The organism is Xenorhabdus griffiniae (genome assembly GCF_037265215.1).
Lineage (GTDB): Bacteria > Pseudomonadota > Gammaproteobacteria > Enterobacterales > Enterobacteriaceae > Xenorhabdus > Xenorhabdus griffiniae.
In genome coordinates, this window is record NZ_CP147737.1 from 3,388,111 (window position 1) to 3,407,808 (window position 19,698).

19 protein-coding genes and 1 pseudogene are annotated in these 19,698 nt (G+C 39.4%); 8 read left to right on the plus strand and 12 right to left on the minus strand.

The genetic code is table 11. The features are described from left to right. Positions 1 to 26 precede the first annotated feature (26 nt). Positions 27 to 1,520, plus strand: coding sequence for a ribosome biogenesis GTPase Der (gene der / locus WDV75_RS14925; RefSeq protein WP_273559476.1), 1,494 nt, complete (start codon positions 27 to 29; stop codon positions 1,518 to 1,520). Between the two features lie 308 nt (positions 1,521 to 1,828). Here der and WDV75_RS14930 read toward each other — a convergent pair whose 3' ends face one another. The 11 genes and pseudogenes from WDV75_RS14930 to WDV75_RS14980 all read right to left on the minus strand — a co-directional run. Beyond that, positions 1,829 to 3,289, minus strand: a complete 1,461-nt coding sequence (locus tag WDV75_RS14930) for an amidase (RefSeq protein WP_273559478.1) — start codon at positions 3,287 to 3,289, stop codon at positions 1,829 to 1,831. Positions 3,290 to 3,546: 257 nt separating this feature from the next. Continuing rightward, on the minus strand, positions 3,547 to 3,768 hold the full coding sequence (locus WDV75_RS14935; RefSeq protein WP_273559480.1) for a protealysin propeptide domain-containing protein: 222 nt from the start codon (positions 3,766 to 3,768) through the stop codon (positions 3,547 to 3,549). Positions 3,769 to 4,097: 329 nt separating this feature from the next. Beyond that, positions 4,098 to 5,156: a M4 family metallopeptidase gene (locus tag WDV75_RS14940; protein WP_273559481.1), complete on the minus strand. Its 1,059-nt coding sequence runs from the start codon at positions 5,154 to 5,156 to the stop codon at positions 4,098 to 4,100. Positions 5,157 to 5,389: 233 nt separating this feature from the next. Further along, a complete protein-coding gene (locus WDV75_RS14945; protein WP_273559483.1) occupies positions 5,390 to 6,460 on the minus strand; it encodes a M4 family metallopeptidase in 1,071 nt (356 codons plus the stop codon). Positions 6,461 to 6,708: 248 nt separating this feature from the next. Next, positions 6,709 to 7,617, minus strand: coding sequence for an oxygen-dependent coproporphyrinogen oxidase (gene hemF, locus WDV75_RS14950; protein ID WP_273559485.1), 909 nt, complete (start codon positions 7,615 to 7,617; stop codon positions 6,709 to 6,711). A gap of 382 nt (positions 7,618 to 7,999) precedes the next feature. After that, positions 8,000 to 8,395 carry a DUF1240 domain-containing protein gene (locus tag WDV75_RS14955; RefSeq protein WP_273559487.1) on the minus strand — a complete coding sequence of 132 codons (396 nt, stop codon included), beginning with the start codon at positions 8,393 to 8,395 and terminating at the stop codon, positions 8,000 to 8,002. Then, a complete protein-coding gene (locus tag WDV75_RS14960) occupies positions 8,392 to 8,643 on the minus strand; it encodes a hypothetical protein (protein WP_273559489.1) in 252 nt (83 codons plus the stop codon). The genes WDV75_RS14955 and WDV75_RS14960 overlap by 4 nt, the downstream gene beginning before the upstream one ends. Before the next feature lie 141 nt (positions 8,644 to 8,784). Next, positions 8,785 to 9,180 carry a DUF1240 domain-containing protein gene (locus WDV75_RS14965; RefSeq protein ID WP_273559491.1) on the minus strand — a complete coding sequence of 132 codons (396 nt, stop codon included), beginning with the start codon at positions 9,178 to 9,180 and terminating at the stop codon, positions 8,785 to 8,787. A 166-nt stretch (positions 9,181 to 9,346) separates the two neighbouring features. Then, the gene (locus WDV75_RS14970; RefSeq protein ID WP_273559493.1) at positions 9,347 to 9,745 is read right to left on the minus strand and encodes a hypothetical protein; all 399 of its coding nucleotides are present in this window, start codon (positions 9,743 to 9,745) and stop codon (positions 9,347 to 9,349) included. 1 nt (position 9,746) lies between these two features. Beyond that, positions 9,747 to 10,922: a hypothetical protein gene (locus WDV75_RS14975; RefSeq protein WP_273559495.1), complete on the minus strand. Its 1,176-nt coding sequence runs from the start codon at positions 10,920 to 10,922 to the stop codon at positions 9,747 to 9,749. Between the two features lie 289 nt (positions 10,923 to 11,211). Beyond that, a pseudogene (locus WDV75_RS14980) lies at positions 11,212 to 11,670 on the minus strand (Hcp family type VI secretion system effector); the annotation flags it as partial. 1,113 nt (positions 11,671 to 12,783) lie between these two features. Here WDV75_RS14980 and WDV75_RS14985 point away from each other — a divergent pair. Continuing rightward, complete coding sequence (locus WDV75_RS14985; protein ID WP_074019750.1) at positions 12,784 to 13,206, plus strand: GNAT family acetyltransferase; 423 nt, start codon at positions 12,784 to 12,786, stop codon at positions 13,204 to 13,206. A 197-nt stretch (positions 13,207 to 13,403) separates the two neighbouring features. On the opposite strand, the gene WDV75_RS14990 is transcribed toward WDV75_RS14985, so the two are convergent. Then, positions 13,404 to 13,646, minus strand: a complete 243-nt coding sequence (locus tag WDV75_RS14990; RefSeq protein WP_273559497.1) for a hypothetical protein — start codon at positions 13,644 to 13,646, stop codon at positions 13,404 to 13,406. A gap of 391 nt (positions 13,647 to 14,037) precedes the next feature. Here WDV75_RS14990 and WDV75_RS14995 point away from each other — a divergent pair, with 391 nt between their 5' ends. The 6 genes from WDV75_RS14995 (at position 14,038) to cysM (ending at position 19,686) form a co-directional block, all read left to right on the plus strand. After that, positions 14,038 to 14,613: an RpoE-regulated lipoprotein gene (locus WDV75_RS14995; RefSeq protein ID WP_273559498.1), complete on the plus strand. Its 576-nt coding sequence runs from the start codon at positions 14,038 to 14,040 to the stop codon at positions 14,611 to 14,613. 255 nt (positions 14,614 to 14,868) lie between these two features. Beyond that, positions 14,869 to 15,906, plus strand: a complete 1,038-nt coding sequence (locus WDV75_RS15000; RefSeq protein WP_273559499.1) for a sulfate ABC transporter substrate-binding protein — start codon at positions 14,869 to 14,871, stop codon at positions 15,904 to 15,906. After that, positions 15,906 to 16,736: a sulfate/thiosulfate ABC transporter permease CysT gene (cysT, locus tag WDV75_RS15005; protein WP_420497516.1), complete on the plus strand. Its 831-nt coding sequence runs from the start codon at positions 15,906 to 15,908 to the stop codon at positions 16,734 to 16,736. The genes WDV75_RS15000 and cysT overlap by 1 nt, the downstream gene beginning before the upstream one ends. After that, positions 16,736 to 17,569 carry a sulfate/thiosulfate ABC transporter permease CysW gene (gene cysW, locus WDV75_RS15010; protein ID WP_273559501.1) on the plus strand — a complete coding sequence of 278 codons (834 nt, stop codon included), beginning with the start codon at positions 16,736 to 16,738 and terminating at the stop codon, positions 17,567 to 17,569. Before cysT ends, cysW begins: the two co-directional genes overlap by 1 nt. A 14-nt stretch (positions 17,570 to 17,583) precedes the next feature. After that, complete coding sequence (cysA, locus tag WDV75_RS15015) at positions 17,584 to 18,672, plus strand: sulfate/thiosulfate ABC transporter ATP-binding protein CysA (RefSeq protein ID WP_273559503.1); 1,089 nt, start codon at positions 17,584 to 17,586, stop codon at positions 18,670 to 18,672. 132 nt (positions 18,673 to 18,804) lie between these two features. After that, positions 18,805 to 19,686, plus strand: a complete 882-nt coding sequence (cysM, locus tag WDV75_RS15020) for a cysteine synthase CysM (protein ID WP_273559505.1) — start codon at positions 18,805 to 18,807, stop codon at positions 19,684 to 19,686. Positions 19,687 to 19,698 lie beyond the last annotated feature (12 nt).

Genomic DNA, 19,698 nt, shown 5'->3' on the forward strand with positions numbered 1-19,698 from the left:
AAATCTAGTCATGAGGCATCAAAAAAATGATACCTGTCGTTGCGCTGGTTGGGCGCCCCAATGTTGGAAAATCTACCTTATTTAACCGATTAACCCGAACCAGAGATGCGCTGGTAGCGGATTTCCCTGGCTTAACCCGTGATCGTAAGTATGGACGGGCAGAGGTTGAAGGGCAGGAATTCATCATCATTGATACGGGTGGTATCGATGGTACAGAAGAAGGCGTAGAAACGCATATGGCTACGCAATCTCTGATGGCCATAGAAGAGGCGGACATTGTTCTGTTTATGGTTGACGCCAGATCGGGATTGATGCCTGCTGACCATGCGATTGCCAAGCATTTGCGTAGCCGTGAAAAAGCAACTTTTCTGGTGGCGAATAAAACCGATGGTATCGATATTGATACCTCGATAGCTGAGTTTTATTCACTCGGTTTAGGTGATGTTTATTCCATCGCGGCTTCCCACGGTCGTGGTGTGACCCAACTGATTGAACGTGTGTTGTTGCCATATTCTGATAAAGAAGAAACGGAACAAGTTGAGTTAACTGAGGAAGAAGCTAACGCGGCTTATTGGGCCGAAATGGAGCAAGCCGAATTTGATGCTTCTGCTGAACAAGAAAAAGAGGAGGAGGCATTTGATCCCACAACATTGCCTCTGAAACTTGCGATTGTTGGTCGTCCTAATGTGGGTAAATCCACATTAACCAACCGTATCCTCGGTGAAGAGCGTGTTGTCGTTTATGATATGCCAGGAACAACCCGTGACAGCATTTATATTCCTATGGAGCGTGATGGCCGTGAATATATTTTGATTGATACAGCGGGTGTGCGTAAGCGTGGAAAAGTCACTGAAACAGTTGAAAAATTCTCTGTGATTAAAACGCTTCAGGCGATTGAAGATGCCAATGTTGTGTTACTGGTAGTGGATGCCCGTGAAGGTATTTCTGATCAAGATCTCTCCCTGCTTGGTTTTATTCTTAACAGTGGTCGTTCTCTGGTTATCGCCATCAACAAATGGGATGGCATGAGTCAGGAAGACAAAGATCACGTTAAGGATATGCTTGAGCTGCGTTTGGGGTTTGTTGATTTTGCCCGTATTCACTTTATTTCTGCGTTACATGGCAGTGGTGTTGGGAATTTATTTGAATCAATTCTGGAAGCCTATGAAAGTGCCACCCGTCGCGTGAGCACTTCCTTATTGACTCGTATTATGCGCATGGCAGAAGATGATCACCAACCGCCAATGATCCGTGGTCGCAGGGTGAAAATGAAATATGCTCATGCTGGTGGATATAACCCACCTATCGTGGTTATCCACGGTAATCAGGTCACAGATTTACCTGATTCCTATAAGCGTTATTTGATGAATTATTTCCGCCGCTCTTTGAAGGTCATGGGAACACCTATCCGCATCCAATTTAAAGAAGGGGCTAACCCTTATGCGGATAAGAAAAATACATTGACAGCATCTCAGCTCCGTAAACGTAAGCGTTTAATGGAACATCTGAAAAAGCGGTAATTGTTTAAAAATATTGATATAAATGAAAGGGCTATTCTTAGCCCTTTATTATTTTCTGTATTCAAAGAATAGCTTAACCATCATAAAAACAGAATATACCAGTCTAACTTCAAGATGCGTGTGATTGCTTCCCGCGAAGCGGGGAGAAATCAGGCACATTATTTAACGTAGAAATACCGCTTGCAGCTTAATGACTGAGACGGTACTGAGCTTTGCTTAAAAAGGGAACTAAAGTATCTCAGGCATGCATTGTATCGTGCTGTCTGTGATCGCGAGTTTTTGCCCGTCTGCATCGGCTAGTCCTTTTGTTAAAAAGCCAAAGGACTTAACTTGTCAAACCATGGCCTTGCTTGCTCCAATTGAAAGGCTAGCCGGAATAACACATCTTCACGCCCTGCATCGGCTGCAAATTGTACGCCAATAGGTAAGTTATCTCTGTTCCAGTACAAGGGGACTGACATGGCAGGTTGCCCGCTAGCGTTAAAATATGGCAAGAATGCCGTAAATTGCAGTGTATCGGAACGATGAGTCACATAGTCCCGATTTGCCGCATAGCGACCGATTTCAACGGGAGGAGAGGTAAGTGTAGGGGTTAGAAGTACATCATAATTTTGCATGAAAAATCCAAGTTTGCGGCCAATTTGATGTATCAGTGCAACAGCATCGGTGTAATCTACAGCTGAATGTTTTTTTGCAAAATCAATTGCAGTGAAAATGGATATTTCCAGAAGGTCAAGATTAGGTGCCGTATTATGTATGGCGCAACCTGCCCGCACGGCTTGTGCAATGCTTGCCGCAACGATCAGACGCATGGCATGGCCAAAGTCCGCATAATTAATATCAGGCAATTCTGTCGGCATGATATGATGACCCAATGTTTCACACAATTTCGCAGCATCTTCAACGGCTGCAAGGCAATCGGTGTGAACGGGTAATCCGGAAGGGGATTTTGTCACCAGACCTATGCGTAATGGCTGAAGTTCTGTCTTATTTAAATCCTGATAGCGACCTGTAAAAATAGGTGCACAGTAGGGAGCCCCGATGTCCCTACCATGTGTCGCATCCAGAACAGCTGCACTGTCACGTACTGACCTCGAAATGACGTGTTCCACGCCAAGACTGCCCCAGCCTTCACCTGCAATCGGCCCTGTTGGATTGCGCATTCGGGTTGGTTTAAGACCGAAGAGACCACAGCATGAGGCGGGAATTCGGATGGAACCGCCACCATCAGAAGCATGGGCGACTGGCAAGATACCGGCCGCGACTGCCGCCGCCGCCCCGCCTGAAGATCCGCCTGAAGAAAGAGCGGTATTCCAAGGATTGCGCGTTGGTTCCCCATAAAAAAGAGCTTCAGTCGTGCAGTTCGCACCAAATTCAGGTGTCTTAGATCGCCCGAAAAAATTAAACCCAGCTTTGCGAAGACGCAAGGCCAATTCATTATCTTGACTGCTTTTGTCGCCTTTAAAAAGGCGTGATCCATTGGTGAGGATAAATCCTTTTGCCGTTATACCGAGGTCTTTCAGCAGCATTGGAACGCCAAGGAACTGACCTTTGAGTGTTTCCTTGTTCGATTGCAGGGTTTGGTGCATTTGCTTTGCCTGATCGCGCGCCAAGTCGAGTTCAGACCAGCATACGGCATTGATCGCAGGCTGGATCCGTTCCATCTGGGTAATGGCGGCATCCAACAGTTCTTCCGGGGTTATTTTGCCCTTTCGTACAAGTTCTCCAAGACTCAAACCGTCATGCTGAATATAGTCTTCATGCTTCATGAAATCCCCCCCGATTCTGCTCTGCTAATTGGTGCAAGCGCTTTTTGAAAATGACATCTTCACTCTGGTGTTTTCTTTGATAAAAACTTTGATCGTGCCTTAGACACTGAGTTCCTTTCTTAAGCGAAGCTCACGTTAATTAGCTTTGAAAATCTGTCAAACTTATTAATGGGTTTATTGTAAATTTAGTTTTTATAATTAAGTTTCTTATTATCTTAAAAATTATGTAAATCAGAGGGTAAGACTGTTTTTTTTAATTAATAACTATCTTCTGATTTAGGGTTTTTCCTATTTTTATATAATAAAGGATTATTTTCAGAGTCTAAGGTGTCTTCTTTGGTTGATTGCTTCATGAGTTTATTAACATGATCTAAGGTTTTCAAAACATACTTCTCATCATTAGCATCACAGTTTTTTGCAATATATTCTAATAAATAAGGGGGAATGATGTTTTGTTTTCTTGCTCTATTGTCAATCATGATAATGCCCTATTTTATATGTATGTTATGGTGTTGGTGTATATTTGATCTAATCTGAATAGTAGCTAAACTAACCATGTTAGTCACTACTAAAAATGTAAATTTTTTATTATAAATAGCGTTTCAAAATGATAGGAGTATTCCTTACCCCGCGCTCTGCGCGGGGTAAGGAACTCCAATATCTGATACTCTCAGTATTATGAAAACCTATTTATGACTTTTTATGATATGGCATGAAGGGATAAGATGATTAATTAAATTAAAGATAAATATATAAATGTAATCAAGACCTTCCCTGGTCCTGAATAATTAGAGAGATACTACAACTTTTAGAGTAAAGTTCCGACTTGTTTCCATGAATGAGTCACAATATCTGAAATTTTCTTGCCAAATAATTTGTTAGCATTATCAATGGTTAGCTGTGCAAAATCATCAAAGCTGGCTTTGTGGGATAATCGTTTGTCCAATAATGTATTATACCAAATTTTTCCCGCTTGCTCCCAAGAATACCCTCCCAACTCGGTTGCCAATAAATAGAATGCCTTATTAGGAATACCAGAATATTTGTGAACACCTCCGTTATCATCTCTGACGGATAAATCCTGATATTGATCCATATGACTAACTTGATTATCCTTCGGGTTTGCTGATCCAGGATTTTTAAATGAGCGTAAGGCAACATTAGGGTCATTGTTCGGATTAAGTGCTGGGCCAAATATTCCCTGGCCTATCAACCAATCAGATTCATTAACTTTTTGGTTATTTGCATATTGTTTTACCATAATACCGAATACATCTGAGATTGATTCGTTTAATGCACCCGATTGATAGGCATAGTCAAGATTTGCTTCACTTTCAGTTACTCCATGAGTTAATTCATGCGCAGTAATGTCAATGCAGGAAGTGAAACAGTTAAAATAAGGTGCATAACCATCACCGAAGACCATTTGATTATTATCCCAAAATGCATTCATATAGTTTTTTTGGTAATGTACAGTAGCAACTAATTTAAGACCTTTGTTATCAATTGAATTACGGCCAAAAATTTTCTGATAAAACTCATATGTTTTACCAAGATAATTATAAGCGCCAGTGGCTGAAATATCATCAATCATAGCCATGCCCTCGCATAAAATTAATTTATTCCCTGGGTATTGATCATTATATTCAGCATTGTAAATAGTTCTATTTAATTTATTATCAAAACCTGGTTGATATCCATGAATTAATGCATCCATTTCAGCAGAGCTATTCATCATATTGAAAACATGATCTAATGTTTTCAATATGTACGCTTTGTCGACTTGGCCGCAAATTTTAACAACGTATTCCAATAAAGATGGTGGGATGATACCAGATTTATTTAATTTATTTTGATGGTTGCGCATAATGATACCCCCGCTTTTTAGGTGTTATGCATATTTTTATCTCTAGGGACTTTAATTAATTATTAGTCTAAGTGATGATATTTTCTACTAATGGAAGGTGTTTTTGTTGGGTTCAAAAATATTAATTTATAAATATGATAAAGGGTTATCCTTAACCCTTTATCATTTATTTTAGGATTATCTTAACGTTACTGACCAAAATATGAATTGGTATTTTATTAATGGTTATTTCATTATTCTTTGGAAAGTAGAACACCAACTTCTTTCCAACCATGACTAACAATCTTTGATGTTTTTTTGTTGAATAATTTCTCAGCATTATCAATCGTCAATTTGGCAAAATCCTCGAAATCTGCATCTGAAGATAGACGTTTATCCAGTAGCGTTTCATACCAAATCTTTCCTGCTTTTTCCCAGGCATAGCCTCCCAACTCCATCGCCACTAAATAAAATGCCCTGTTAGGAATGCCTGAGTGTATGTGAACGCCTCCATTATCAATTATGAAGGGAAGGTCTTCATATAGATCCATATGACCAACTTGCTTATCTCCAGAAAATGCACTTCCGGGGTTAATAAAGGTGCGTAAGCTAACATCGGATTTATTTTCTGGATTAAATTTTGGCCCAAGTAAACCTTGGCCTAATAGCCAATTGGATTCATCGACTTTTTGGTTATTAACATATTGTTTTACCATAATGCCAAATACGTCTGCGATGGATTCATTAAGTGCACCAGACTGATAGATATAATCTAGTCCAGCTTCGCTTTCGATGACACCATGGGTTAACTCATGAGCTATAATATCAATGGCAGAAGTAAAACGATTGAAATATTTTCCATCTCCATCACCAAATACCATTTGTTTTCTAGTCCAGAATGCATTCAGATAATTTTTTCCAAAATGTACTGTAGCAACTAACTTGATTCCTTTATTATCAAGAGAATTGCGGCCGAAAACTTTTTTATAGAATTCATGAGTCTTGCCAATATATTCATAAGCCTCATTAACTGAATCATCTAAACTCTCTGACATACCTTCACTGCGAGATAACTCTTCTCCTGGGAATTCCTCTTTATTTTTAGCATCATAGATAGTGCGATGCAGTTTATCGTTCACCTCTTTTTTAGTTTCTTGTTTATCCTGTTGAGAAACAGTGTCTTCAGCAGGAGTATTCATCAATTGATAAACATGACCTAATGTTTTTAATACATATTGATTAGTATATGCATCACAATCATCAGAGATATGTTCCAGCACAAATGGAGGAATTAAGCTATATATGTTGGTTTGATTATTGCTCATAATAATACCCTGTTTTGTTGTTAGATGTTGTATTCGTTTTTTTGGGCCCGGATTGAATACTAGCTGTAATTAATAGGCGAGTCATTAGTGTAAGTATTGACTTTTTATGGCAGGGTATTGCTAATGAAAAATAATAAATGTTTTTATCAGTATTATGATAAATAATCCATCTGTTTTAGGTTAATTTTTTTATAAACAAGGAGTAAAACAGGAATAAAGAAACTGCCTTGTATTCCTGTTTTGAATTGTCATACCCAGTCTTTTTTTATCAGAAATGAAGTATATAATTCAGATTCAGGAGAATTAGCTTCTGGAGAATAGTTATATTCCCAACGTACTAATGGGGGCATTGACATTAATATAGATTCAGTTCTTCCACCGCTTTGCAGGCCAAACAGTGTTCCTCTGTCCCAAACAAGATTGAATTCAACATAGCGGCTACGACGATATAATTGGAATTGTCTTTCACGATCACCCCAAGTGATATCTTTTCTTCTTTCTACAATCGGTAAATAGGCTGATAAAAATCCATTTCCGACAGCTTGCGTGAAATTAAAGCAGGTATCAAAATCAGGCGTATTTAGATCGTCATAAAACAAGCCACCAATGCCACGTGGTTCATTGCGGTGTTTAATAAAAAAGTAATCGTCACACCATTTTTTATATTTTGGATAAATATCATCGCCAAACGGTTGACATAAATTTTTGGCAACGGTGTGCCAATGAATAGCATCTTCTTCAAAACCATAATAAGGTGTGAGATCAAAGCCACCGCCAAACCACCATACAGGAAGTTCCCCTTCTTTTTCAGCAATAAAGAAACGTACATTTGCATGGCTGGTTGGGACATAGGGATTAAGAGGATGAATGACAAGCGAAACTCCCATCGCCTGATAACTGCGACCTGCTAACTCAGGACGATGAGCTGTAGCCGAAGCGGGCATTGAAGCTCCGGAAATATGTGAAAAATTCACACCGGCTCTTTCAAAAACCTTACCTTCCGTCAACACCCTGCTTCTTCCGCCACCACCATCTTCTCGTTGCCAGCAGTCTTCCATGAAGGTTGATTGACCATCAATTTGTTCTAGTTGCTTGCAAAGGTGATCCTGTAATGAGAGGAAAAAATTCTTAACTTGATATAGATTAGGTGTATTCATGTTTAAAATTTAACCATTTGATGTTATTAAAATAAATCTCACTTTTTAACGAATTTGTTCTTTTTGTTTGTACATAGCCGCTGAACAAATCTATAAACAAAACATAAGATAAGAACAATGTGAGAGAAAAGAAAGTATAAGTTTGTGAGTGGTGAAACGAAATCAGTGGGTTAAACGTTCAAAAGCCAAACGCTACCTAAACAGGTTTTCATAACACTGAGAGTATCAGATGTTGGCGTTCCTTACCCCGCACGGGGTAAAGAATACTCCTATCATTTTGAAACGCTATTTAACACTGTGAAAATAGTAAAAAAGCCTCTAAATTTAGAGGCTGAATATGAGGGAATGTAGGAATGTAGGAATGTAATATTTGCGAAAATTTCTATTTACACAGTGATAAATTTTTCACGTAGGTTGTTGGTGACATCCACGATATTTTATCACACGTAATATAACCCTCGCTTTTTAATTTATAATCAACATACAAAGAGATCGGGAAGCTGATAATAAATGAGGCAATCATCAGTCTGGTCAGGTATTTAATAATTATATTGTTATATTTTGGCAGTCTATCAAATAAAAAGAAAAAGATAGAACCTGATATAGAATAAAACAATATAGGAGAAGATATAAAACCTATGACAACGCTACTAGAAAATGTTATTTCATCTTCCATAAAGATTAATGAAAAAACGCCTTTTCCCACAAGGTATATCATAAATGAGAGAAATAATAGAAGTATTAATCCAGCTAATGCTTTTAGATATTTATTATTCACTTAATTCTTCCCATTGTATTGAGAAAATATTGTAAGTCAGTTTCCTGTGTTCTTGGTTTTCTTCTTATCTCTTCTTTTATAAATGCTATTACTTTATCACTTATTCCATATTGTTTGTCAAGAACATCTAAAAAAGTCCGGTTACAAGGGAAAACAGTGATAGCGTTGGTGACTGGCATCTTCTTTACCCCATTTTTTACGCAATCAGTTTGCTGACAAAATCCGAATTTTACTTCCATCACCGCCATCTAATTCTTCTGAAAAAATAGCTATTATACACAACTATGAATACGTGATCCCGTAGTTAACACTGTGAAAATAGTAAAAAAGCCTCTAAATTTAGAGGCTAAATATGAGGGGATGTAGGAATGTAATATTTGCGAAAATTTCTATTTACACAGTGATAAATTTTTCACGTAGGTTGTTGGTGACATCCACGATATTTTATCACATGTAATATAACCCTCGCTTTTTAATTTATAATCAACATACAAAGAGATCGGAAAGCTGATAATAAATGAGGCAATCATCAGCCTGGTCAGGTATTTAATAATTATATTGTTATATTTTGGCAGTCTATCAAATAAAAAGAAAAAGATAGAGCCTGATATAGAATAAAACAATATAGGAGAAGACAAAACCCCTATGATAACGCCACTAGAAAATGTTATTTCATCTTCCATAATGAATAATGAAAAAACATAACTAATTACTAAAATCATAATGGGTGTAAATATAATCAATAATATTAACCCACCCAAAGCCTTTAAATATTTGTTATTCACCTAATTCTTCCCATTGTATTAAAAAAATATTGTAAATCTGATGTTGGTGTTCTTGGCTTTCTTTTCATCTCTTCTTTCAAGAGCGCGATTAATTTTTCACTTTTGAAAGTTTATTTAGTATACGAAAATATAAAAATGGCGACTTAAATCGCCATTTTGCTAATGGCTATTTATTTTTTACTTTTATAGTGTAGATTTTATTAAATTCCTCGGGGCTTTTAAACATATTACTATAGATAGCTCCATGTATATTAATTGTTGCCGTTCCTGCCTTGGCAGGAATACCACTTATTATGATGCAGTTATTATCCTTTGTTGATATAGTGTTTTTTGTTATCACCTCTTTAGGTAATTCACAATGTTGAGCATGTAGTCCTAAATCGTCTGGTCTTACACTATTACCAGCTAGCATCCCTATAACACGTCCACCCTCTATATTTATAGTGCTATAATACAACTTACCTACTTTAGCATCTGGTAATTCGTTTTCTTTAGGGGAAAACGAAACTGAATTACCACAGGCAGTGAGAAAGAAAAAAGCTATTATCATTAAATGCTTATTCATTTTATTTTAATGGTTTAAAAACCACTCCTCCGAATAGTTGTTTCAAAAAGGAATCCATTGTAGTATTGCTTTTTATCTGTTGATATGTATCACCCCATGAAAATAATTCAAGTTCAACTTGTCGTTTATTTTCTTTTACTACTCCATTCCATACAATCCAATGACTTTTATATGTAACACCATTATTTCGTCCCTTTCTTAACATAGTGTCAGATATCAATGTAATTACTTTATATTCTTGTGATGCGTAATCATTTAGAGCTATTAAATCATTTATATTACAATGAGATAATCCGACGTTACTAAAAACTTTTTCATAACCAGCCTTTTCAAACCACTCTGTTAACTTTCCCCACATTGTAATACCAGCAACCTGATCGTCTATTTCATCATAACTAAAAATGATATTTTCTGAATCTCGTAAACTCGCTAATGTCAACCAGTCTAACCCAGATATTCTTGTACCATACTGATTATAAAATGAACCTTTAGGGTGCAGACAACCATCACCCGGCTTAATCTCTAATTGCCCAATTTTAGTTCTTCCATGCACCCATAACTCGCGGGCAGCCTGCTCATAAATATCTGGTCTGTCCATTTGTAAACAATAAAAAAATGCCGCAGGACCACATAAACTTGCACCGCCCTGATCGGGAACGGATCTTTTAGACAGTCTGCTTTGAACCTCCGATTCAAATTTATTTTTCTCAAATGGATCATCAGGATGACCAATTGGATATTCTTTCGCAATAAATGCCCTTTCAGGGATAGTAATTTTTAATTCAACCGTATTATCACCTTCGCTGATCGGTTTTGTTTCAATCGTACTTTCAAAATAACAGGCATTTTCTCGTTTTTTATCTGAATAGGATTGACCTGCGACGAACTCCCCAAGGGTATACATTTTTTTAAACGGAGTTTGCAATGCTTGAATTGTATTTGAACCATGTTTGCGATAAAGCATGATTTGCATAATATATATCACGGAAAGATCATCATCTGTTTCCTGAGTAATATGGTGTTGAGTTTCATAATTACTCTGTAATTGTCCCTGTGCAACATCAAGCAATACATGATAATTTCCTGCTGTATCTTGACGATAAATAATCAAGTCGTAAAGCAATTTTTCGGCAGGCACATTCGATTCAATTTTGGTGTAAACAGTATAAGTTGGCATGGTATTAATCCTTTAAAATATGAAATTCAAGTTTCTTTTTGTCATCAGTGAGATGCCATTGGGTGTAACCCTGCTTATCGGTTTTTCCTTCTTTTATCTGACCATTTGGCAGGTAAACCCGATATTTGCGTTCGGTTAAAAGATTACTGTCATCATCCACACAACGATAACGGGCATGATGTTTAGCGGGTTTTACAGGCGTCTCTGTAACCAGCGGGTTCTTAAGTGGCTTAACATTCGAGAACCCAGACAAGAGTGGTTTGCCTTCTTCACGCCCAGATAATTGCGTAATGCTATAACCCGATGTGCCTGCGGTAAGATGCCTGCAGGAAATAGACTTATAATCAATCTGCACCGTTTCATACGGTATCTGGTCATTACTGTCTATCGAATGAGGATAATGACAGGTAAAATCAACAATGGTTGCTCCTGTCAGTTTGATTTCATAAAAGGCTTCCAATTGCCCCAATTGACTGGTTCGGTAGCACAAAAAAACGGCTTCTAATAATTCATTACCGTCAATTGCCATTGCTAAGAGCGGCGAGGATTTATCAATAGGCTTGGAAAAACTAACGGGATGATGATGCGCGTTCTGGTCACGGCTCACTGAATGGCTGATATTCAATATCTGTATTTCGTCTTCCCGACCTGCCTGATAGCGGTTTCCAATGGATTCAGGCGTTGAGCACCCGGCTGAAATTAATCCCTGTTTCTTGCCTTTGAGTGACAAGTAAATAATATGCGACATCTTGTTCCCTGTGATCTGATTTCAGAAAAATATTGAATAAATGAAGCAGAATACAATAGTAATATTTATCTATTCAAGCTTGAATGAAAAGGCAGTAATAAATTTGAGATTACTTTCTGTTTTTAAAGTAAATCAGAAGATTACATTGCTTAAATTTCTGGTAACACCAAATCAACCTAAAACCTTATTTTACGTCTTTTGATTTATCTGGCTTTTACTTGCCTGCCTGAGATACCTCTCTATAAATCTTTTTTCCTCTGCTCAGTTATACCCCCTTTGTATAACCTCTGAAAGTTTTGCTACAACTGGGGTTGTTGTAATTAATATAATATTCATTGACTGTATCCTCTATTTACCCCCTTTTTTATCCCAATGAAGAGAATGTATATACGCATTAAACCTTAAGTTGCAATTTACAACACTATTGAAACCTAATTTCTCTTCGCTTCGCGGGGAGCAAATCACAGGCATCTTGAAGTTAGATTGGTATAGTTGATATATAGCTAAAAAATAACCATATACCTGTTATTTTAAATACAGATAGATATTTAAAATGGTGAGTGGAATGTAGACCTAACCCCCAAAGCCCTATATAGCATAGTTAATTGCTTCTACGTTCAGGTGGCGGTAGCCATTTTGGGGCTTCTTCCCGTAACTCAATAAGAGCAGTCTTTATTGAGGTTCATATCAGGATAGCAGCCATGGTAAGGTGATTTAACTTTTTACCATCGAGCCGATAGTTTCTTCTTCTTTTTCGTATAGGGTTTTAAGTTTTTTGCCACTAAGTTTGTTGAGTTTAACAGCCATAATCATCCTAAATATTTATACAAATGTTTATACGTATACGCATTAAACTTCAAGTTGCAATTTACGACACGATATGAAACCTGATTTCTCCTCCGCTTCGCGGGGAGAAATCACACGCATCTTGAAGTTAGATTGGTATATACAGTTTAATGTGTTATTAATTATTTGATTTTAATATAAAAATAAAAATCATGGACAAACATAGAAACATAATAGTAGCAATAAACGCATTTTCATATTGATTCCAAAATAAAAGCAGTGATAATTAACATTGATTCAATTGCTTATTAAATAGGCGTGCTAACTATGGAAATTCGGGTATTTCGGCAAGACGACTTTGAAGCCGTTATCACACTTTGGGAACGTTGTGATTTGATTAACTCTGGTGATGATCCAGAAATAGATATTGAGCGTAAACTGACTCATGACGCTGATTTATTTTTGGTTGCTGAAGTTGCGGGAGAAGTGGTTGGTACAGTGATGGGCGGTTATGATGGACATCGTGGTCATGCCTATTATCTTGGAGTGCACCCTGAATTCAGGGGCAGGGGAATAGCCAATGCATTGATCTCCCGCCTGGAAAAGAAATTATTGGCCAGAGGTTGCCCCAGTATTTTAATTGTGGTTCCAGAAGAAAATGATGCAACAATTTGTATGTGCGAAAAGATGGAATATGATTATTTGGGCCAAGAAAATGTCATGTTTAGCAAGCGATTGATTATTGATTAAATGAATCGTTAGATAAATATACAAGCCATGAAATGGTTGAATAGAATTATTCTATATGCATTAAATTTCAAGTTGTAATTGACAACACGATATGAAACCTGATACCTCCCCGCTTCGCGGGGAGCAAATCACATGCATCTTGAAGTGAGATTGGTATATTTCTATACTCTCTATTTAGCCATTATCTTTTTCAACTATTACTTTTTTGATGAAACATGAATAGAGTGTGCCCATCTTCTCATGTATTTGTTTTTTATAACAAGAAGATCTTTTGACATTATTGGTTTTTCATCGTCAATGTAAAGCATTACTTTAATATTCCCATTCTCATCCTTGGATAGAGAATAATGCTCAGGTATAGAGTATGTGGACTTTCCTTGTAATACAGTCCAGTTAGAAGGATGTTGATGATTAACATGATATAGATAAGGAATATTCATAATTTCTTTCCTGAGTTACATCACCTGGCCAGGTAAGAATGAAAATTTATAATACTATTTGATCATACAGTTTGTTTTATAAATAGATGAGCAATACTTGATAAATAATATCTTTTAAACATAGTTTTTATGTTTCTGTTGATGAATGGTTTGTATATTTACAATTGAATGTTTTTTTTAGAATGTGGTCTGATATACCAATCTCACTTCAAGATGCGTGTGATCTCTCCCCGCGAAGCGGGGAGAGATCAGGTTTCATATCGTGTCGTAAATTGCAACTTGAAGTTTAATGCGTATAGATATCAAATGACAACGCCATAGAATCGAAGGTAAGAAAATAGCGATGGATAAATTTTTTGCATTTAATGTCTGTTCTAAACGGAAGAGAGTTATGGCTGCCAGCAGCTTAGTCGGATGCTCACTCTTGTTGACGGCTTGTGCCGGAACTTTAAGAATGTCATGGCCTGCTTTGTCACCTTTTAATTGGTTTGGCAGTTCCTTAAGTGTTTCCGAGCAGGGTATAGGAACAATCAATAAACAGACGGAGATGTCTCAATCTGCAATCGAAAAAGGGTTGGAGGGAAAATATCGTCTGCGTAGTGGCATGGAGATGCAAGATGGCAAGTTAGTGAGTGTTATTCAGGGCATGGAAGAAGGTCAGGTAAAACTGGAATTTCACGGTCTGGTCAATGGTAAAGTTAATCGTATTGACGTGTTGGATGATGAGGTTAAAACCGTTTGGGGAACGAAAATAGGTACACCTTTCTCCAGTCTCTATGACCAGGCATTTGGAAAATGTCACCGTTCCCATGATCTCACTGCATCGCCTACAGTTATTTGTACTGCTCCGCAAAGTCAGCATGTCAGCTATGTTTTTACCGGAGTTTGGGAAGGCCCTGAAGGGTTAATGCCTTCTGATGATGTTCTGAAAGGCTGGAAAGTTTCGCGTATTATTTGGCAATCCTGATAAAAGCCTACAAATCGCTTTATATCAAGTCAAAAATCTTTTAATCCACTTGCATGATAAGGGCAGAGTGCCAGAGTTCAGTTACTTGATAAGCGGCTGGCACCTGTAACCTGATATTTTCTACACCTTATCGTTTTTCATCATTTCTCATAAAAATTCGGTATATAAAACAGTAGCCAGTAAACTACCCTGTTATAAAGATTCTGGATACAGTAGAGAAATTGTTGTCAAATAGTGTGAAGAATAAGGTGTTGGATGAAAATAGTGGCAATAAAAAATAAATTATTAAACGGAGTGACTAGTCTGTTGTTTCTGGCTTGTCTCAACGTTTATAGCTCTAGCGCCTTAGCTGTTGAGTTGCTGAATAGTTCTTACGATATTGGGCGAGAATTATTCTTGCGCTTGAACCCGGAATTTGAAAAACAATGGAATGAACAGAACCCGCAGGATAAATTGACTATCAAACAGTCCCATGCCGGTTCATCTAAGCAAGCATTGGCCATTTTGCATGGATTGCGGGCGGATGTTGTCACTTATAACCAAGTCACAGATATTCAGATCTTGCACGATCGCGGCAATCTCATTCCTGCTAATTGGCAGCAGCGTTTGCCGAATAATAGTTCTCCATATTATTCCACTATGGCGTTTTTGGTACGCAAAGATAATCCTAAGAATATCCAATCTTGGGAAGATTTGGTGCGAAATGATGTGAAATTAGTTTTCCCAAATCCAAAAACATCAGGTAATGGACGCTATACCTATCTGGCTGCATGGGGCGCTTTTCAGCAAAAAAATCCGCATGATCCCGCGAAGGTTCGCCAACTGATGCAGCATTTTTTACAGAATGTGGCGGTGTTTGATACCGGAGGTCGTGGCGCAACAACTTCCTTTATTGAACGGGGTATAGGGGATGTACTGATTAGTTTCGAATCTGAGGTCAATAACATTCGCAAACAGTATGGGGCAGATAATTACCAGGTCATTGTACCTCCGGTAAATATTTTGGCTGAATTCCCTGTGACCTGGGTGGATAAGCGTGTTCAGAAAAATGGTACAGAAGCGGTTGCCAAAGCGTATTTAAATTATTTGTATAGTCCGTCAGCCCAGCAAATCATAGCCAGTTTTCATTATCGTGTGATTGATCAAAATGTGATGAAAACACAGCACTCCCATTTTCCTGTAACTAAACTGTTTCGCCTCGAAGAACAATTCGGTAGCTGGCCTCAAGTGATGAAAACTCACTTCAATACTGGCGGTACGCTTGATCAGTTATTGGAAGAAGGGCGCAAATAATGCGGGTATTTAGCAAACGTGTCTTGCCCGGATTTGGGCTGGGTTTAGGCTGTAGCCTGTTTTATGTCTGCCTTATCCTGTTATTGCCATTAAGTGCTCTGGTAGTACAGCTTTCGAGTATGACATGGGAGCAATATTGGCAGGTCATCGCTAATCCGCAGGTTGTTGCCGCTTATAAGGTGACATTATTGGCGGCAGCGATTGCCAGTTTGTTCAATATGGTTTTTGGTATGTTGATGGCCTGGATATTAACGCGCTATCAATTTCCCGGGCGCAGTTTATTAGATGGTCTGATGGATTTGCCATTTGCTTTACCGACGGCAGTTGCTGGTCTAACGCTAGCGACACTCTTTTCTGCAACTGGGTGGTATGGGGCCTGGCTGGGCCATTTCGATATCAAAGTCGCCAATACCTGGCTGGGGATTGCGGTCGCAATGGCATTCACGAGTCTGCCGTTTGTTGTGCGTACTGTTCAGCCTGTGCTTGAAGAACTGGGGCCTGAATATGAGGAAGCGGCACAGACATTGGGAGCAAGCCGTTGGCAAACTTTTCGGCGGGTTATATTACCAGAAGTTTCGCCGGCATTGATTGCCGGAACTGTGCTCTCTTTTACGCGTAGCCTGGGGGAATTTGGTGCCGTGATTTTCATTGCAGGCAATATTGCCTGGCAAACCGAAGTCGCTTCTCTAATGATCTTTGTCCGCCTGCAAGAGTTTGATTATCCGGCGGCTAGTGCAATTGCTTCAGTTATTCTCGCAGCGTCGTTATTACTGCTGTTTAGCGTCAATATATTGCAAAGCCGCTTTGGTAAACGGATAGGGGGACAGTAATGACTGAATTTTCAGCACACACAGTGGCACAACGTCCCACTGTAAATTGGGGAAAATGGTTACTGATCGGCACTGGTGTACTTTTTTCCCTTTTGCTGTTGGTTATACCGGTAGCATGGATTTTCTTGACCGCTTTTTCCAAAGGAATCGACATGGTTGTCCAGAACCTTTTCGATCCCGATATGCTGCACGCTATCTGGCTAACAGTGATGATTGCGCTTATCACTGTTCCTCTTAATTTGGTTTTTGGTGTGATGACGGCATGGTTAGTGACGCGTTTCCAATTCCCCGGTAGGCAATTATTACTGACATTAATTGATATTCCGTTTGCGATTTCGCCGGTTGTAGCTGGATTACTTTATCTGCTGTTTTATGGTGCAAATGGCTGGTTAGGAAGTTATGACATCCAATTGATGTTCTCATGGCCTGGTATGGTCTTGGTGACTGTGTTTGTGACATGTCCGTTTGTTGTCCGTGAATTGGTGCCGGTGATGTTGAGTCAGGGCAATCAGGAGGATGAAGCGGCCATATTGTTGGGTGCCTCTGGCTGGACGATGTTCTGGCGTGTGACATTGCCAAATATTCGTTGGGCATTGTTATATGGCGTCGTTTTGACCAATGCGCGGGCGATTGGGGAATTTGGTGCTGTGTCTGTGGTATCGGGGGCAATTCGTGGTGAAACCTATACGCTGCCTTTGCAGGTTGAGTTGTTGTATCAAGATTATAATACGGTTGGCGCATTTACGGCTGCGGCTTTATTGGCGGTGATGGCGATTATTACTCTGATTGTCAAAAGTGCATTGCAATGGCGTTTAAGCCGCCAGCAAGGCTAGGTTAGGAGCGGGATATGAGTATTGAAATCAGTAAAATCAGTAAATCTTTTGGTCGATCTCAGATACTGAATGACATTTCACTGGATATTGAATCTGGTGAGATGGTAGCTCTGCTTGGTCCATCGGGTTCTGGCAAGACGACATTACTGAGGATTATCGCCGGGCTTGAGCAGCAGAGTGCCGGCCAATTGAAATTTCACGGCCAGGATGTCAGCCGATTACATGCAAAAGATCGGCATGTTGGGTTTGTATTCCAGCACTATGCCTTATTTCGCCATATGACGGTATTTGATAATGTGGCTTTTGGCTTGACGGTTCTTCCTCGTCGCCAGCGTCCCAGTGCTGAGGCATTGCGTAGTAAGGTCATGGCATTGCTGGATATGGTGCAACTTGCTCATTTGGCAGAACGTTATCCATCGCAGCTTTCTGGTGGACAAAAACAGCGTGTGGCATTAGCGAGAGCATTGGCGGTTGAGCCACAGATCCTCTTATTAGATGAGCCGTTTGGTGCATTAGATGCTCAGGTTCGCATGGAGTTACGTCGTTGGTTGCGTCAGCTGCATGAAGAGTTGAAGTTTACCAGCGTGTTTGTCACCCATGATCAGGAAGAGGCAATGGAGGTGGCTGACAGGGTGGTACTTATGAATCAAGGATGCATTGAACAGGTCGGCACCCCTCAGCAAGTATGGCATGAACCGGATAGCCGCTTTGTCCTTGAATTTATGGGAGAAATAAACAAACTGAGTGGTGAAATTAAAGGTTCCCAACTTTGGATTGGTGGGAAAATTTTTCCATTGAATATCACACCGCTACATCAAGGAAATGTTGATGTATTTTTCCGGCCTTGGGATATGATGCTTAGTGCCAGGCAAACACCTGTTTGCCCTTTGCCAGTGCAAGTTGTGGAAGTGAGTCCGCGCGGTCATTTTTCCCTCTTATCTGTTCAACCGCTAGGATGGGGCGATGAATACCTGTCTGTGATTTGGCGGGATGATTCATCTATACCAGTTAGGGGAAGTGACTATTTTATTGGTGGCACAGGTGCTCGCTTGTACGCGGGGAATTTGCCATTAAAAGTGTTGCGATTTGCTGAATCTGCCTGATCTAATTCATCTTTATATTGAATCCCTATTTCCCGTCATGCAAAGGAGTAGGGATTTTTTGCTTAATGGCTTGCTACAGTTTCCTTAATATGATTATTTGTTTATCCATTCTCATACGAACTAGGTAATGCTGTGGCAAGCTTGGAAGAATTTATAGGTAATACACCGCTGGTAAAATTACAACGAATTACAAAAGGTGTTGATGCTGAGATTTGGGTGAAGCTGGAAGGTAATAACCCTGCGGGTTCGGTAAAAGACAGAGCTGCGCTTTCGATGATCCTGCAAGCGGAATTGCGTGGGGAAATTGCTTCGGGCGATGTTTTGATTGAAGCAACGAGTGGTAATACGGGGATTGCGCTGGCGATGATCGCGGCGGTAAAAGGATATCGCCTAAAATTATTGATGCCTGAAAATATGAGCCTTGAGAGACAGGCATCAATGCGGGCTTACGGTGCTGAATTAATTTTAGTCAGTAAAGAATTGGGAATGGAAGGTGCGCGGGATTTGGCGCAAGAAATGGAGAAGAATGGGGAAGGAAAAGTTCTGGACCAATTTAATAATACGGATAATGCGCTGGCACATTTTAATACTACTGGCCCAGAAATTTGGCAGCAAACACAGGGACGCATCACACACTTTGTTTCCAGTATGGGAACAACAGGCACGATTACGGGAGTAAGCCGCTATTTGAAATCTCAGTCTGACAGAGTGAAGGTGACTGGATTACAACCGGCGAAAGATAGCCATATTCCTGGTATTCGTCGCTGGGCTCCGGCGTATATGCCCGGAATCTATCAGGAAGAGCTGGTGGATCAGATCCTGGATATCACCCAAACAGAAGCGGAAAATACCATGCGTTTGTTGGCCAAAAAGGAAGGTATTTTCTGTGGCGTCAGCTCTGGTGGCGCCGTTGCTGGCGCGTTACGCATCGCAGCCGAAAATCCTGGGGCAGTCATTGTAGCGATTATTTGTGATCGTGGTGACAGGTACTTGTCCACAGGAGTATTTAATTAACTTTTTATCATC